The organism is Stieleria tagensis (assembly GCF_024129865.1).
In the GTDB taxonomy this organism is placed as follows: domain Bacteria; phylum Planctomycetota; class Planctomycetia; order Pirellulales; family Pirellulaceae; genus Stieleria; species Stieleria tagensis.
In genome coordinates, this window is the sequence record NZ_JAMYFE010000054.1 from 1 (window position 1) to 14,359 (window position 14,359).

Sequence of the window (14,359 nt, forward strand, 5' to 3'; positions counted from 1 at the left end):
CGATCGCGAATGGGACCCTTGTCACCGCCATCACCGGGCAGGCGATCGCGAATGGGACCTTTGTCACCGCCATCACCAGGAAGACGATCGCGAATCGAACCTTTGTCACCGTCGCCACTAGGAAGTCGATTCGAAATCGGGCGGTCACCGCTAGGTCGGCCGGAATTCCCGCTATTTCCCGGCAGCCCCAGGAAATCGTTCAGGTCGCCTTTCGAGGGCCGGCTACCGCCACCACGACTGGGGCGATCGCCACCACTAGGCAGCTTCGATCCGATCTCGGGGCGTTTGGCAGCGCCGCCCAAATTGGGCCGATTGACGCCGGAGGGTTTGGTTGTGGGTCGAGAAATATTGGGTCGATTGGAAAGATTCGGTCGGTTTGCCGAAACGTTGGGGCGACTGGGTGAAGGTCGACTGGCCGAAGGGCGACTTGGTGAAGGGCGGTTGGGCATCGACGGCCGAGCCTGTGGTTTGGCGCGACTCATCGACGGCGTGTGCGCGGCGACATTAGGACGCGACTTGGCGGCACCACCGCCTGCGGGACGAGAGACTTTTGCGGCGCCGCCGCCAGGTCGTCCGCCACGGGCCCCAGCCTCACCGGCCCCGATCAGAGCAACCAACAGGGTCGACAGGGTGATTGAAAGAGAGCGGTTCATGGTTCGAGCTCCAAGAAACTGACTGTGATTGAAAAATGACATCGTTGGTTCACTCCGAAACACGAACGATATGGACCGGCGGAATACTGCGAACGAGTTCGCCGTCCACTTGACGCCCGATCGAACTGAATTCAAACGAATCCTGATCGATGACATCGTACAGGTGGGTCGCCGAAGCTTTGGTTCCATCGCTTAGGACTGTCAGCGTATCGACCGACCAGCGGTTTCCCAGTACGGACCAGCGACCGACCGAGAATCCACCATCAGAATCAAACGTCCAGGAGCGAAACATTTCATTTGAGGCGTCCCAGCCGATCACCTCGGTGCCTTCGAAACCAACGTTGCCATCATTGAAAACTTTGAAGGAGCGGACGATGAAGTGCCCGTTCTTGGTCCAACGCGCTGTGGTTTGCACCGCTGACTGTTCGCCCTGGTCGACCCAGGTTCCGATCATCCATGCTAGCGGTTGCAATTGCTCGCGATCGGTCTGGGATTCATCAGAAACCTCCAGATCTTTCGATCGGTCGATTTTCCAACCCTGGTCGGTTTTCACATGCACCGCTTCGTACTGCGACTCGCTAGGTGCCTGTTCGGGGACCAGCACTCGCGCGTAACCCGACTCGATCGCGACACTGGGCGAAATCAGATTAACGCGAGTATCGATCAATTCCAATTTGGCTTGCGGGGACTGTTTAAAGTACTCAGTCAATCCCGATTCCAGTTCGCTGTGACCGCGCAACGTGTTGCCAGCAGTGGTGACCAGTTCGCCAGCGGCGGAAAAATGCATCGCCAGCGCTTTGGCGTCCGCTTGATTGAATGCGTCCACATACGACGCGATTGCTTCACGAATCTTCGCCTGATCCTGATCCGCTGCGCCTGCATCGGGGGAAACTGCCACCGGCTGGTCTGTCGGATTGGCCGCCTCGCCCGGTTGCTGGCCGAACGCGGGTGTGTGGCAACAGGCCAGCAGCAGCGGGACAACCGCTGCGAAACGTTTCTTTGGCGTCATTTTGGTTGTTTTGTTCACGTGTCGACTCGAACAGAAAAAGGGGTGTCCATCTAGCTCTCGCGGCATGTCAGGGTCGAACCGAGTGCGGGCGACCATCACAGCCAGTCATCATAGCTATTTACCCAGCGAATCCTCAATGAATTGGAGAAATCCCGCTGTCTAGCGGCTATCGCTGACGGCCTCGCTGGGAAATCCAGGGGTCCGAACAACCGGCACAATCCCTAAAGTCCATCAGCCGATCAGCCGATTTAACCCCAGGCACCTTCTGCGCTTTTGTCTCATTCGAAACGTCACTCACTGGCTCCTTTGCGATATCCATCTCGCCGAATCGCCCTGCTGTGCTGTGCACTCGTTGGATGTTTGTTCACGCGAGTTTGCGCCGACGATGACCTATCGTTTGAACAGTTCCTGATTCAAGCCGATGATTTACAGCCGCCCACTGACGGTTCGGTCCGCCGGCTGCCGCTGACTGACCCGGCGCCCGTAGATCCGCCACCTCTGCAGCCACCGCCGGTTGCCGATTCCCAGACGGTCCCGGCAGAGGCCGCTGCTGACCCGCCCGAATCGCCTCCGCCGCCGATTCAAAATCTGGATGCGGCAATGCCTGACAACATGATCAGCAGCCAGCTGCGGACTCAGGAGTTCGATAGCCCGGCAACGACATCGATGAACAATGACTTCACCAAGTTCCCCGACTTCGTCGGCGGAATTTTGATCGAGGGTGAACGTGCGGCCATGAAGATCGGCGGCTATGTCAAAGCAGACTTCATTTCGGACTTCGATCCGATCGATTCGACCGATTCGTTTGACACCACGACCATCCCGATCGGCGCGCCACCGCGCCGCAATGCCCGGTTTCACGCTCGACAGTCTCGGTTGAGTTTTGACACGCGTTGGAAAACAGGCGGCGAGGTGATGCGGGCCTTTATCGAAGCCGACTTTTTTGGCGATGGCAGTGACGGAAGCAATGCGTTTCGACTGCGCCACGCCTATGGCACCTACGGTCGCTTCACCGCCGGCCAGACCTGGACCACGTTCACCGATCCGTCGGCCGTCCCCAACACGCTCGATTTCGAAGGCGCGGTGTCCAACGTCAACCGCCGTCAAGGCTTGGTCCGTTGGACGCAGCCGATTCTATGGGACGGATTGTCACTGGCGGCCGCGTTAGAAAATCCGAGGATCAACTTCGAAATCCCTAGCGGCGTACAAGGCGTAGGGCGCACAGAATCGCCCGACGTGATCGCACGGCTTCGCTACGAACAAGATTGGGGCGAATTCCAATCGGCGATGGTGCTGCGTGAATTGGGTTTCCAACCGGTCGACCAAGATGTCATCACCGGGACGGCCTGGGGATTCAACTTCACCGGTTCAGTGATGCCGACCGATACCATCAAAGGGTACTACCAAATCACGTTTGGTGAAGGGATCGGCAGCTACCGTGGGTCGCCTGACGTGATCGCGACGGGGCCTGATACCGCATCGATTCTGCCCATGTTCGGCTGGATGGTGGGCTGTAAACGAGAGTGGTCGGACCGCTGGTCGTCGAACCTGACGTACAGCCGATTGGATCTGGAGGCGATTCCGGGCCAGGCACCGGACAATCTTCGCTCGACGACCTATCTGGCTGTGAACTTGATCAACACGCCCTACGAACGCGTGTTTTGGGGCATCGAATACCTGTACGGCATCCGCGAGAACCAAAGCGGTGCCCGCGCGGATGCCAACCGCGTGCAGATGTCCTTCGGATTCTTGCTGCCGTGATTCAGCCGCCCACACGCTGATCGTGGGCTGCTAATTTCGTCCCCAACCCGCGTAGGCGGAAGGCGAAGATTATCGAAGCGATGCCGCCGATGATCGCGAATGCTCCCATCACACGCACCATCGTTAGACCAAAGGCAAACGGAGCGATCAACAACAGAATTCCGAACAGGATCGCCACCACGCCGCCAAGGATCAGCCAGCCCTCGCCTTCGATCTGTTTGCGATCTTGAATCGCGGCGATGATCTCGATCACCCCAGAAAAAATCGCGCCAAAGCCGATCATGTAAACAATCGTCGCACCCGCGATTCCGGCGGCAAAAATGGGATTGGCGAACACAAACAATCCCACCAGCAATTCGATCACACCGCGCAGGATCGTCGCCCCGCGTGACGGCACCTTACCTGTGACCCCAGCGATGATGGCCAGGATTCCATCAAACGCCAAGAAGAACCCAAACACCTGTGCAAACGAAACGATCGTCATGCCGGGACGAAACAACGCGTAGGCGCCTAAGATGATCATCAAAATCCCGCGGACCAAAGGCAACCACCACAGCGCTGCCATCTCGGTCAGAATCGGGTGGGTGCCGGCAGCTTGCGGTTGAATCGATTCAGGTGGTGTTGATTCGGGTTGTTCAGACATTTTTCAGTTCACTTCTGGGGGATGGGTTGTAGTTGAATTCGTCTCGGGCACGTTATGGCTCAGGTCACTGGCACCTGGCAAGGCTTTGACACCAGGCAGCGTTTTGGCGAGCAGTGTTTGCGAGTCGCGGCCGAGCCGTTCGAACGTCGCCATGAACTCGCCCAGATCGATATTGACCGCTTGCACGCGATCCGCATCGACAAAGCCTATCGTACCGCTCCAAGGATCCGGTGCACCAGGGAAGTACAAGGTGAGTTTTCCGTCTTTGCTGCGTTCAATTTCCAGCGCCAATCTGGTGATTCCCGTGACATCGACCAAAACCGGTTTCATCCGGTCACGCGCCAAATCGCCGCCAATGCCTCCGGCCACCTGGTCTTTGTAGATTGAGTAGCGGGGGAAAATCATTGTCAGGTGCTTTTCCAATGTGCCACTGATTTTTTTCCCCACCGTCATCTGCGCTGCGACACCGGCGGCAAAACACAGCAAGATCAACATTGCCACCGCGGCTGCCAGCACAACGGCATAGCCATGGGCGGTGTTGATCCCCAGGTATTCATTCAACGCCGTGACAACCGTGAAGACCACGCTGCCGACTTGGGCAAGCACGATCCCCAACACGATCAGCGGCAACAGGAAAACGATGCCTCCAATCGCGATCGACTTCAAAAAACCAAAGTGACGGTCCACATGCTCGCGCATCGATCATTCCCAATTCAAACATGCCAGATCAGACGGTGACGCCAAAATCATAACGCCAAGGCTGGTAAACGGTGCACATAACGGGGGTGTTTCGCCAGCCCCAGCTCAATTTCATGTGAATTCACCGCGTCACGCAAATGAAAAGGATTACGTCACCGGTGCAGGGGGAGTAAAAAAGACAGATTGAAAACGAGTCGACGTGGGATCCACAAATTGTCTGCACCGGGAGAATCTATCATGCGCGCGGTTTTACTATTGATCTTGTCGGTCGCGGTGGTAGCCCACCCGGGCGCCCGCGTCGTCGCCGACGAAGCGACGGTGAAACAGATGATTGGCGATTATGTCAAAGCCTTCAACGCCAAGGACCTGGAAACAGTGATGGGGTTTTGGAGCGAGTCGGGCGTTCACATCGACCGAAACTCCGGCGAGCGGACTGAGGGTCGTGAAGCGATCCAATCCGATATCGCTGAATCGTTTCAAAACCGCCCCGACACACAACTCTCCGGCACCGTCGAATCATTGCGTCAAATCAAACCCGATGTCGTTAGCATCAACGGCCAAGTCACCGTGAGCCGGGAAAAGGAAGATCCGGTCCAAGTCGATTACTCGGCAATCGTGATCGAGCAGGACGGCAAGTGGATGATCGACAGTATTGAAGAACTGCCTGTCCCGCAGCCGCTGACATCCCATGATGCGCTCGCAGAACTCGATTGGTTGATCGGCACTTGGAACGACAGCGACGATGATGTCACGATCACCAACCAGTTCCGCTGGTCCGAAAATGGCGCCTTTTTAATCCGATCGTTCTCGGCGCAGTTGCCCGAACAAGAATTGAAACAAGGCACGCAGGTCATCGGCTGGGATCCGCGCAGTCTGGAAATTCGCTCCTGGACATTTAACTCCGACGGATCCTTTGGCGATGCGGTCTGGTCCAAAAATGGTCGAGACTGGTTGATCAAGTCCGGGCATACATTGCCCGACGGTCAAGCCGCTTCGGGAACCTATGTGCTCTCACGCAACGGCGACGATGAAATCACTTGGAAACTAATCGGACACGAAGTCGAAGGGCAGCCACAACCGACGAGTTTGGAAGTCACGGTTTTCCGCGTCGATGAGGCGCCGGAAACCGATCCTGCACCTGCCGTCTCCGAATCCAGTAACGAATGATCCTTAGGATTTGAAACCATGAACCATCAAACCCATTTTCGATCGGTGCTCAAGCTGGTCGTCTGCCTGTTGTTATTAGGCAGCGTCGACCGCCCCGCCGATGCCGGATTCAAGGGCGGCAAACCTGGCGGTGCGACGCGAGGCCAATCGGCGTCGCGCAGCAGCGGCAAATCCAAGTCCAAGTCGGTATCGCGGCCGAGCATGCCATCACTTGGCAACAGCCATGTCAACCGCGCCAAAGTCAGCCACGCACCCAGCAGCCGAGCCAAACCCAGTCGCCCGACCAATAGCCGTCCCTCGATCAGCCGACCCAGTAGTCGGCCCACCATCAATCGCCCCAGCAGCCGCCCCTCGGTGCCACAATTCAGTCGTCCCAGCGGCGGATTCAAACCCTCAAAAACCTCGAAACCTTCGTTCAGTCGCCCCACCACGCGGCCCTCCTCTGGACCATCGTTTGCCAACAAACCGTCGACCTTTCCGAGCACCGGCAAGCCCGGATCGCTGACGCGCCCCTCAACACGCCCTAGCTTCCCTGGTCTAAGCGGTATTGGCAAAAACAGCAGTAGTAAACGACCCGAGTTTTCTCGTCCGAGCGGATCAAAACCGGGCTTCAAACCACCAACGTCTTTCAATCGCCCCAGCAGCCGTCCCAGTACCCGTCCCGGGTTCGCGAGCCGACCGTCAAAAGAACATCCGTCATCAGGTCAGCTCGGTGACTTTCTAGGGATGCACAAACCACTGCGTCCCAGTGGATCGTCCAATCAACGCCCTTTTCCAGGCTTCGGAGATCTCTCAAGCAAACGCCCCACGACACTGCCGGGACGAATCCCCGGTAAGGGCGACCGACCCACGACACTGCCGGGACGAATCCCCGGTAAGGGCGACCGACCCACAACATTGCCAGGACGAATCCCCGGCAAGGGCGACCGACCCACGACACTGCCGGGCCGAATCCCCGACATGGGCGACCGACCCACAACACTGCCGGGACGAATCCCCGGCAAGGGCGACCGACCGACGACACTGCCGGGACGAATCCCCGGCAAGGGCGACCGGCCGGGCAATCGACCGGGAATTGGAGATCGCCCTGGTGATCGGCCAAGCAATCGCCCCGGACGCCCCGGTTACCGACCGGGCGGGGACAACATCAACATTGGTGACATCAACATCGGCAATACGGTGATCAACAATCGCCCCTCATGGGTCAATATTGATCGCAACCAAGTCAACAACATTTACAACCGTTGGGGCAACCAGATCGGTGGTCTGCACAACTGGAGCAATCGCTACCCCGGTCGTGTCAATCACTGGCAGAGCTGGGGCAATGATGTTCGCCATCGCTATCACGGTTACGGCGACTGCTTCGGCCCCAGCTGGTGGAATCGCCATCCTCACGGACTGGGCGGATGGCATTATGGATATCGATTCTCCTCTTACCCGTCGAGCTATTGGTGGACCGTGCCGACCTTTGCCGCCTGCACCAGTTTCTTTAGCTGGTCGGCACCGGCAACGGTCTGGGCGCAACCCATTTATTATGACTACGGACAAGGCGGCAATGTCGTCTATGAAAACAACGTCGTCTACATCAATGGACAACAGGTTGCATCAGCAGACGAATTTGCGGAAAGCGCCGCGGCACTGGCGACGGTGCCTCCACCGCCTAGCCAAACGGAAGCCGAGGAAACCGAGTGGATGCCGCTGGGCACCTTTGCGGTGGCCAAAGACCCAGACGATGTGGATCCGATCAACGTCATCCAACTCGCGGTCAGTCAACAAGGCATCATCAGTGGCACGATGTACAACACCACGACCGATCAGGCGTACACGGTCCAAGGCCAGGTGGACCGAGAAACGCAACGTGTGGCGTTCCGAATTGGTGAAAGCGAAAGCATCGTGCTAGAGTCCGGTTTGTACAACTTGACTCAAGATGAAGCGCCCCTGCTGGTTCACTACGGAACCGATCAAGTCGAAAATTGGCTACTCGTTCGCCTCGAAGACGACGATGACGAAGAGGCAAGTCTGCCAGACCCGTTTCAGTAGCAGATAGGCCTGACGTAAATAAAAGTTGCCGAAGCGACTCTGCAGCGGCTGCAATCCAGTTTTGAATTTGCCATTCGAGATCGAGATCGCAATCAACAGTTAATGTCAACGCCAAACCGATGTTTGCAATGTGACCGAGGGCTTTTCCCCAAACAGTTTTCGATATCGACTCGCGAAACGCCCGAGGTCCCAGAAACCCAAAGCAATCGCCACCTCCGTCACGGATGTTTGATCCGGACAACTCGCGCGGAGGGCTCGCCTGGCATCGCGGAGACGATTGATTTGCAGGTATTGTTGCGGTGAAATGCCATACCGCCGTTGAAACGCGGTGCGAAGCGTTCGCTCCGGTATCTGAGCAAGCTGAGCCAGCGTCGCCACGGACAGAGAATTGTCCGGAGAGTCCGAAACCAATTTAATCGCAGCATGAGTGTGCTGACGCCAGCGTTCGTAATGCTTATTCAGGGCTGATCCTGGTGATTGCAAGATTTGGCGAACGACCGAAACCAACTCCTCGCGAAAGCAAAGCGTAGCAGCGGGACTAGACAAAACCGAGCGCTCAAGCTGGGCGGCTGAAAGAAACTGGCAAACGAGAGAGCGAAACTGTTGCGCCAAACGATTCGCAGGCCTTAACACCAACGGTCCTGATGCCGATGCAACTTCTTGCTCGTCAACCGAGAGGGGAAGATCAGAACTCGGAAGGAACACCGAGACCCAGTCATGCTGCGGCTGACAGGCAAGACAGAACTCCTTTCCCGGTGGGATCACAAAAACTTCATCTTCTGCGAGCATGCATCCATTTGCCAAACCGTCGCGGCCTTGAGCAGACTGTTGAAAGAATGTCCAGCCAGCGCGGAATGTGCTGCCCTCCGCAATGTTCCCTCCTCCCTCCTGGCCATGCTGAACATGGATCTGTCCCACCGAGGCGTGCCGAAACTCCCAACGCGGTGCTTTGAGCGATGGCAGACGCATGTCCATCGATGCATCCTGGATCACTTCGGCATAGGCTTCAAATTCGGTGAACACACGATGAATCATGAAAGCCCCCTGCGACAGGTTGGTAAGCTGAATGTTTGCGAGAATATTCTAGGTGGCCGAAATTACGTAGCATAGCTGGTGGGGATCAAGCAAAACCTGTCAAGGAACTGATCACACCCATTTCCATCGACAAGCAGCATTCGGCTAACCAGGACAGAGACTTCGGGCAGGACGATCAATCCTGCCCCATGCACCCCGCTCCGTCTTCCTATCGAGAAACAACATGAAACGTAAAGAGATTGTAAGTCCGCTATTTGCAGCTGTCTTGGTCGGCCTGCTTTTAGCGGCCGAGGTGAATGCGCAAGAGAAGCCAAACATCCTTGTCATCATGGGTGATGATATCGGTTGGTTTAACACGAGCTGTTACAACAGTGGGATGATGGGCTACCAGACGCCCAACATTGACCGCATCGCCAAAAGCGGCATCCGATTTACCGACTGCTATGGCCAGCAGAGTTGCACGGCAGGGCGATCTGCGTTTATCACGGGGCAATGCCCCAAACGCACAGGTCTGCTGAAGATCGGCATGCCCGGGGACCCGGTCGGACTACAGCCGCAAGACCCCACCATCGCCGAGTTGCTGAAACCACACGGCTATGCGACTGGGCAATTTGGCAAGAACCACTTGGGCGATCTGGACGAGTTTCTACCGACCAACCATGGTTTTGATGAATTCTTCGGCAACCTCTATCACCTCAATGCCGAGGAAGAACCAGAAAACATTGACTACCCGAAAGACCCCGAATTCCGAAAAAAATACGGTCCGCGTGGTGTCATCAAGTCCACTGCCGATGGAAAGATCCAAGACACCGGCCCACTGAACAGTAAGCGGATGGAGACGATCGACGAGGAGTTCCTTGCCGACACAATGGACTTCATGGAGCGTCAGCACGCCGCGGAAAAACCATTCTTCTGCTGGTTCAATTCAACGCGGATGCATATTTTCACGCATCTAAAAGAAGAGTCCTTCGGCAAGACGGGTCGCGGCATCTATGCCGACGGCATGGTCGAACACGACGGTATGGTCGGACAACTGCTAGATAAACTCGATGAACTTGGCATCACCGACAATACGATTGTGATCTATACGACGGACAATGGAGCCGAAAAATTTTCTTGGCCTGACGGCGGAACATCACCGTTCCGTGGCGAAAAAGCCACCACCTGGGAAGGCGGCATCCGTGTCCCATTCCTGTTGAGCTGGCCGTCGAAGATCAAAGGAGACCGTGTGTCCAACGAGATCATTTCGCTGGAGGATTGCCTGCCAACAATCTTGGCTGCCGCGGGTGAGCCTGAGATCAAGGAGAAACTCCTGGAGGGTCACCAAGCCGACGGCAAGACTTTCAAGGTGCACCTGGACGGGTACAACTTGCTACCGTATCTGACGGAAGAGGTTCCGAAGTGTCCTCGCGACCGATTCTTTGCCTTTGTCGACGATGGCTCGCTTGGAGCCGTGCGATACCAGAACTGGAAATTTCACTTTTCCACCCAGGAGCGGCATGGCGTGAACGCTTGGTTGCATACCCAGGATTCTCGAAAAGCCCCCCTGATTATCGATTTGCTGGCCGATCCATTTGAGACAGCGCCCGAAGAGTCGTCCTACTACGAGGACTGGCTCGTCCGGCACATGTTCACCATGGTTCCACTCAAAAACCTCGTCGCAGATTTCATGGCGACTTTCAATGAATTCCCGCCACGGCAAGAAAGCGGCAGCTTCACACCGCGGCAGTAGCGGCCCAGTCTGTTTAACAGCGGAACGCAGCTATATTGATGATGCTCTAATCCACCGGCCTGGTGGACCTGCGCGAATAGTGCGGTCGAGTGCACTATTCCGTCTCGATCAAAAACCTTGTCTGCCCAGCTAGCGGTTGCCGATATCAGAACCAAAAGCGGTACAGTTGCTGTATCGCAGGTTCTTTTTTAGCACGGACGCTAATCTCGCTTTTCAAAAGCTGATTGCGACTGCCGTGATGTTCCTTGCCCGCGCCCCAAAGTTCCTGCTGTGGATGCTGCTGCCGTGGTTGGTGGTGTGCAGTTCAGGATGCTTGGTCACACGGGTCAAATGGGTCTCGCCGAAAACGGTTTCGCCGCGTCCCAACATTTGGTTCTGCTGCGACGACGACATCGATCCGATCGAGTCCGTTTATAAGAACGCGGTGGCGCTGCATTCCGAGGGTCATTCCGATTGCGTCGACCTGTTCTATCAGGTCGCCGCAGCAACCTGCTGGCACGATGGATCGGTCTGCACAGATTGTCGGGGCCAGAAACTGCACAAATCGGCGCTGACAAAACTCGTTGTCAGTGGTCAACAGTTCGGGCGGCTGGATCCGCGGTGCGGATTACAGGTCCAACTTGATGGATCGGAACACTGGATTCCGATCTCGCGACACGGCTTCGTCTGGAAGGCCGATGACTTTCGATCGCTGCACGTTGTCGGCCCCTATCGAACCAACGCGTTTCGCACGACCTATCGCACACCGGGAGCCGGCATTCCACTGGTCGTCGGCGCAGCAGTCACAGGCCAGCATTCCTTCATGCCGCCAGAAAGCGTGTTTGCTGCGACCCTGCAGATGACACCCGGCGTTTCCGGCCCCAGCGGATTGCCAACTTTGGCACTGTACGATCCGCTGCGAATCGATTACTCACGATCCCCCGACGGACCCAACAAGTTGGCGAAAGACCTGTCGGCACCGATTGCCTATCGCGTTCGCAACGAAGCGCAAACCATCCTGGCGGATTTCATCAATCCCAATGCGATGACCGACGAAAGCATGTTGTACATGCTGGAACCCTACCAACGCGGGAAGATCCCCGTGATCTTGGTTCACGGCCTGCTGTCCAACGAATTCACTTGGGTCGAAATGGTGAACGAGCTTCAGGCGTACCCGGGGTTCATTGACAATTTCCAAATCTGGGTGTTTCACTACCCGACCGGTCAATCGTTCCTCGCCAGTGCCGCACGACTGCGCCAGGAACTTCGAATGGTTCGCCGTGACTTTGATCCACATCAACAAGACCCAAGTTTGTCTCAGATCGTATTGGCCGGCCACAGCCTGGGCGGACTGGTATCAAAACTTCAAGTCACATCCAGCGGTCACCAATTGTGGAACGCCGTCGCCAACCGCCCCTTCGATCAAATTGTTGCGTCCGGCCCGACCAGGCAAAGTATCGCAGAGTCGTTTTTCTTTGAACCCTCTGCCGATGTCAGCCGTGTGATCTTCATGGGCACGCCGCATCAAGGTTCGAAGATTGCCAATTGCACGATCGGACGCATCGGTTCACTGTTGGTATCAGAACCGGAACCGCTGGAACAAATTCATCAAGCACTGATCCGTGACAATCCCGGCGTGTTTTCTGCCGAAGTCAGTGATCGGATCCCCACCAGTATCGATTTGCTGGAACCCTCCAGCCCGCTGCTGCAGGCCATTTCGGCACTGCCAGTCAGCTGCCGTGTCCGCATGCACTCGGTGATCGGCAACAGCTGTTTCACACTGGCGATGGGCCGATCCGATGGGGTGGTGCCTGTCAAAAGTGCCCGTGAGCCCCGTGCCATTTCGGAACGCTACATCCACACCACACATTCGCGACTGAACGACCATCCGCAAGTCGTCGAAGAGGTGATTGCGATCCTGTCTCAGCATTTGCAAGAGTCCAGTGCCTGCAACCTGGCGACCGCCGACTACCGTGATCCCGGCAACACGGCAGCGGTCCTGGCGTACTAGCATTCTGTCCACTTTGAAAAAGTGGGGTCAGCCTCCGGCTTGCCATCTCCAGACCGGGTTGCTTACCTGATCGGAAACCGGTTCCGCAGCGATTCGTATTGCTCTGTATCTTTTTTTCGCTAACAATCCGCAGCGAAACCTTGCCGACACGCTCATGCGATGCGGCATTCCTCGTCCAATCAACGCGAATCGCGTGAATGTTCCCGTGCCGATCACGGCGAACAGAATCAAACCACGAGTTATATTATGCTAGCAATTGTCCGATCAAATCTGCTCCGTGGCGGCTTGGCCGTTGCAGCCATCGCCATTCTAGGGCTCTCTGCTCACGCCCAGCCCTCCGCGATTGACAACGAGCTGAAACGGCTCAACGGTCATTGGCGAGTGGTCGAGATGGTTGAAGACGGCCGGGCGATTCCGGAGGATCAATTACGCCAATGGTTACCGGGCGGCGGCATCTTTGAGATCGTCGACTACACCATCATTTTTAAGTCACCGGTCAATGGCGCGAAAAGCACCAAGTCATTTCGCTTGGACCCGGCGTCTTATCCCAAGCAAATGGCGATCATCGATCGCGATTCGACGACAGGCACAGGGATTTACAAATTTGACCAGGGCAAATTAATTCTGTGCATCACGAACGAAGCAGCTCAGGTGCCGACCGAATTCAGCGCCTCGGCCGGGTCAAAACGAACCCTGTTGATCCTGGAGCGATTTGATCCAGGCAGCGGCGACATTCCTGGGATGAATATGAATCTGCCGCCGCACCGTCCGATGGCGGTGACAACGGCACAACTGGAACCCCAGCCTCAACCGCAACAACAAATCCCGTCGGTTCCGTTGCCTGAACCTCCTCAGGTGGTTGCGCGCCCGTCGAGCATTCCCTATCAGCAACCGCAGCAACAGACCACCCCGCCGCCGTCGATCGTTGCCGACAATATGGCCGGTCGCGTGTTGACCGACACAGAGGTTCGCGACTTGGCGATCGGGACTTGGCGATTGAATGATTCCGAAGGTTCGGTCGACATCGTGTTCGGAATCGATGGCACCTTCAAAACCTATCGCTACTACAAAACGATGTCGAACTTTCAGTACGTGTTCACACCGACGCCGATCTCAGCTGGTAGATGGTCGATTTCCAGTGGCCGCCTGATCGCCAATGTCACATCTTCCTCACGCGCCGACCGCGTCAATCAAAGCTTTGTGCCGGCTGTGCGATCGATTTCACCGACCGACATGATCTTGGAAGACCATCTCGGACGTGTGATGCGCGCAGTCAAAATCCGCTAGAGATGGGGCGGAAGTATCAATAGCCGTAGACGGGACGATAGGCGGGAACATCGACCCGGTAGGTTGTCACCGGAACGGCGACGGGGACCGCGGGAGCGAAATACGTTCGCAGCGGCGCGTAGGTGACCACTGACGGTGCGACGAGTGGTCGAACCACCACCCGGCGGCCGAACAGACCACGTCGCCGCGCGGTGTAACCGACGACCGGCGACGGCGCCAGCACCGGGGCATAGTAGGCGGGGTATTGGGCGTTTGCTACCGTTGGTGTGGAAAGCATCGCTGCCGATGCGATCGCGATGGTGCAGATCAGTCGAGTCAATCGACGCATGTCTATCTCCAGAGT

12 protein-coding genes and 1 pseudogene are annotated in these 14,359 nt (G+C 56.6%); 6 read left to right on the forward strand and 7 right to left on the reverse strand.

The features are described 5' to 3' along the window. Together NHH03_RS13720 and NHH03_RS13725 are read right to left on the reverse strand one after the other, a co-directional pair. A pseudogene (locus NHH03_RS13720) lies at positions 1–653 on the reverse strand (hypothetical protein); the annotation flags it as partial. A gap of 49 nt (positions 654–702) precedes the next feature. Then, positions 703–1,680: a YybH family protein gene (locus NHH03_RS13725; protein ID WP_253156996.1), complete on the reverse strand. Its 978-nt coding sequence runs from the start codon at positions 1,678–1,680 to the stop codon at positions 703–705. 288 nt (positions 1,681–1,968) lie between these two features. Between NHH03_RS13725 and NHH03_RS13730 the strand changes: the two genes are divergently transcribed. After that, entirely contained in the window at positions 1,969–3,423 is a 1,455-nt protein-coding gene (locus NHH03_RS13730; protein ID WP_253156999.1) for a DcaP family trimeric outer membrane transporter, read from the forward strand. A 1-nt stretch (position 3,424) separates the two neighbouring features. Here NHH03_RS13730 and NHH03_RS13735 read toward each other — a convergent pair whose 3' ends face one another. Both NHH03_RS13735 and NHH03_RS13740 read right to left on the reverse strand, forming a co-directional pair. After that, positions 3,425–4,066, reverse strand: a complete 642-nt coding sequence (locus NHH03_RS13735) for an HdeD family acid-resistance protein (RefSeq protein ID WP_253157000.1) — start codon at positions 4,064–4,066, stop codon at positions 3,425–3,427. A gap of 3 nt (positions 4,067–4,069) precedes the next feature. Further along, a complete protein-coding gene (locus NHH03_RS13740; RefSeq protein WP_253157005.1) occupies positions 4,070–4,765 on the reverse strand; it encodes a DUF502 domain-containing protein in 696 nt (231 codons plus the stop codon). Positions 4,766–5,002: 237 nt separating this feature from the next. Here NHH03_RS13740 and NHH03_RS13745 point away from each other — a divergent pair, with 237 nt between their 5' ends. Further along, a complete protein-coding gene (locus NHH03_RS13745; RefSeq protein ID WP_253157007.1) occupies positions 5,003–5,932 on the forward strand; it encodes a YybH family protein in 930 nt (309 codons plus the stop codon). Between the two features lie 26 nt (positions 5,933–5,958). On the opposite strand, the gene NHH03_RS13750 is transcribed toward NHH03_RS13745, so the two are convergent. After that, positions 5,959–6,423: a hypothetical protein gene (locus NHH03_RS13750; RefSeq protein WP_253157010.1), complete on the reverse strand. Its 465-nt coding sequence runs from the start codon at positions 6,421–6,423 to the stop codon at positions 5,959–5,961. A 469-nt stretch (positions 6,424–6,892) separates the two neighbouring features. On the opposite strand from NHH03_RS13750, the gene NHH03_RS13755 reads away from it, so the two are divergent. Next, a complete protein-coding gene (locus NHH03_RS13755) occupies positions 6,893–7,972 on the forward strand; it encodes a hypothetical protein (RefSeq protein WP_253157012.1) in 1,080 nt (359 codons plus the stop codon). A 105-nt stretch (positions 7,973–8,077) separates the two neighbouring features. Here the strand turns inward: NHH03_RS13755 and NHH03_RS13760 are convergent, their stop codons facing one another. Further along, positions 8,078–9,007 carry an AraC family transcriptional regulator gene (locus NHH03_RS13760; protein ID WP_253157014.1) on the reverse strand — a complete coding sequence of 310 codons (930 nt, stop codon included), beginning with the start codon at positions 9,005–9,007 and terminating at the stop codon, positions 8,078–8,080. Between the two features lie 223 nt (positions 9,008–9,230). On the opposite strand from NHH03_RS13760, the gene NHH03_RS13765 reads away from it, so the two are divergent. From NHH03_RS13765 to NHH03_RS13775, 3 genes are all read left to right on the forward strand, one after another. Beyond that, positions 9,231–10,739, forward strand: a complete 1,509-nt coding sequence (locus NHH03_RS13765) for an arylsulfatase (protein WP_253157016.1) — start codon at positions 9,231–9,233, stop codon at positions 10,737–10,739. Between the two features lie 238 nt (positions 10,740–10,977). After that, positions 10,978–12,729 (forward strand): esterase/lipase family protein, encoded by a 1,752-nt coding sequence (locus NHH03_RS13770; RefSeq protein WP_253157017.1) that lies wholly within the window; start codon positions 10,978–10,980, stop codon positions 12,727–12,729. A gap of 246 nt (positions 12,730–12,975) precedes the next feature. After that, the gene (locus NHH03_RS13775) at positions 12,976–14,016 is read left to right on the forward strand and encodes a TIGR03067 domain-containing protein (RefSeq protein ID WP_253157019.1); all 1,041 of its coding nucleotides are present in this window, start codon (positions 12,976–12,978) and stop codon (positions 14,014–14,016) included. A 16-nt stretch (positions 14,017–14,032) separates the two neighbouring features. Here NHH03_RS13775 and NHH03_RS13780 read toward each other — a convergent pair whose 3' ends face one another. Then, positions 14,033–14,344: a hypothetical protein gene (locus NHH03_RS13780; protein ID WP_253157021.1), complete on the reverse strand. Its 312-nt coding sequence runs from the start codon at positions 14,342–14,344 to the stop codon at positions 14,033–14,035. Positions 14,345–14,359: the final 15 nt, after the last annotated feature.

What these genes read in the sequence shown, in the direction of transcription:
- NHH03_RS13735 (WP_253157000.1), bottom strand. Translation starts at nt 4,066, where the DNA reads ATGTCTGAACAACCCGAATCAACACCACCTGAATCGATTCAACCGCAA.
- NHH03_RS13740 (WP_253157005.1), bottom strand. Translation starts at nt 4,765, where the DNA reads ATGCGCGAGCATGTGGACCGTCACTTTGGTTTTTTGAAGTCGATCGCG.
- NHH03_RS13745 (WP_253157007.1), top strand. Translation starts at nt 5,003, where the DNA reads ATGCGCGCGGTTTTACTATTGATCTTGTCGGTCGCGGTGGTAGCCCAC.
- NHH03_RS13755 (WP_253157012.1), top strand. Translation starts at nt 6,893, where the DNA reads ATGGGCGACCGACCCACAACACTGCCGGGACGAATCCCCGGCAAGGGC.
- NHH03_RS13760 (WP_253157014.1), bottom strand. Translation starts at nt 9,007, where the DNA reads ATGATTCATCGTGTGTTCACCGAATTTGAAGCCTATGCCGAAGTGATC.
- NHH03_RS13765 (WP_253157016.1), top strand. Translation starts at nt 9,231, where the DNA reads ATGAAACGTAAAGAGATTGTAAGTCCGCTATTTGCAGCTGTCTTGGTC.
- NHH03_RS13770 (WP_253157017.1), top strand. Translation starts at nt 10,978, where the DNA reads ATGTTCCTTGCCCGCGCCCCAAAGTTCCTGCTGTGGATGCTGCTGCCG.
- NHH03_RS13775 (WP_253157019.1), top strand. Translation starts at nt 12,976, where the DNA reads ATGCTAGCAATTGTCCGATCAAATCTGCTCCGTGGCGGCTTGGCCGTT.
- NHH03_RS13780 (WP_253157021.1), bottom strand. Translation starts at nt 14,344, where the DNA reads ATGCGTCGATTGACTCGACTGATCTGCACCATCGCGATCGCATCGGCA.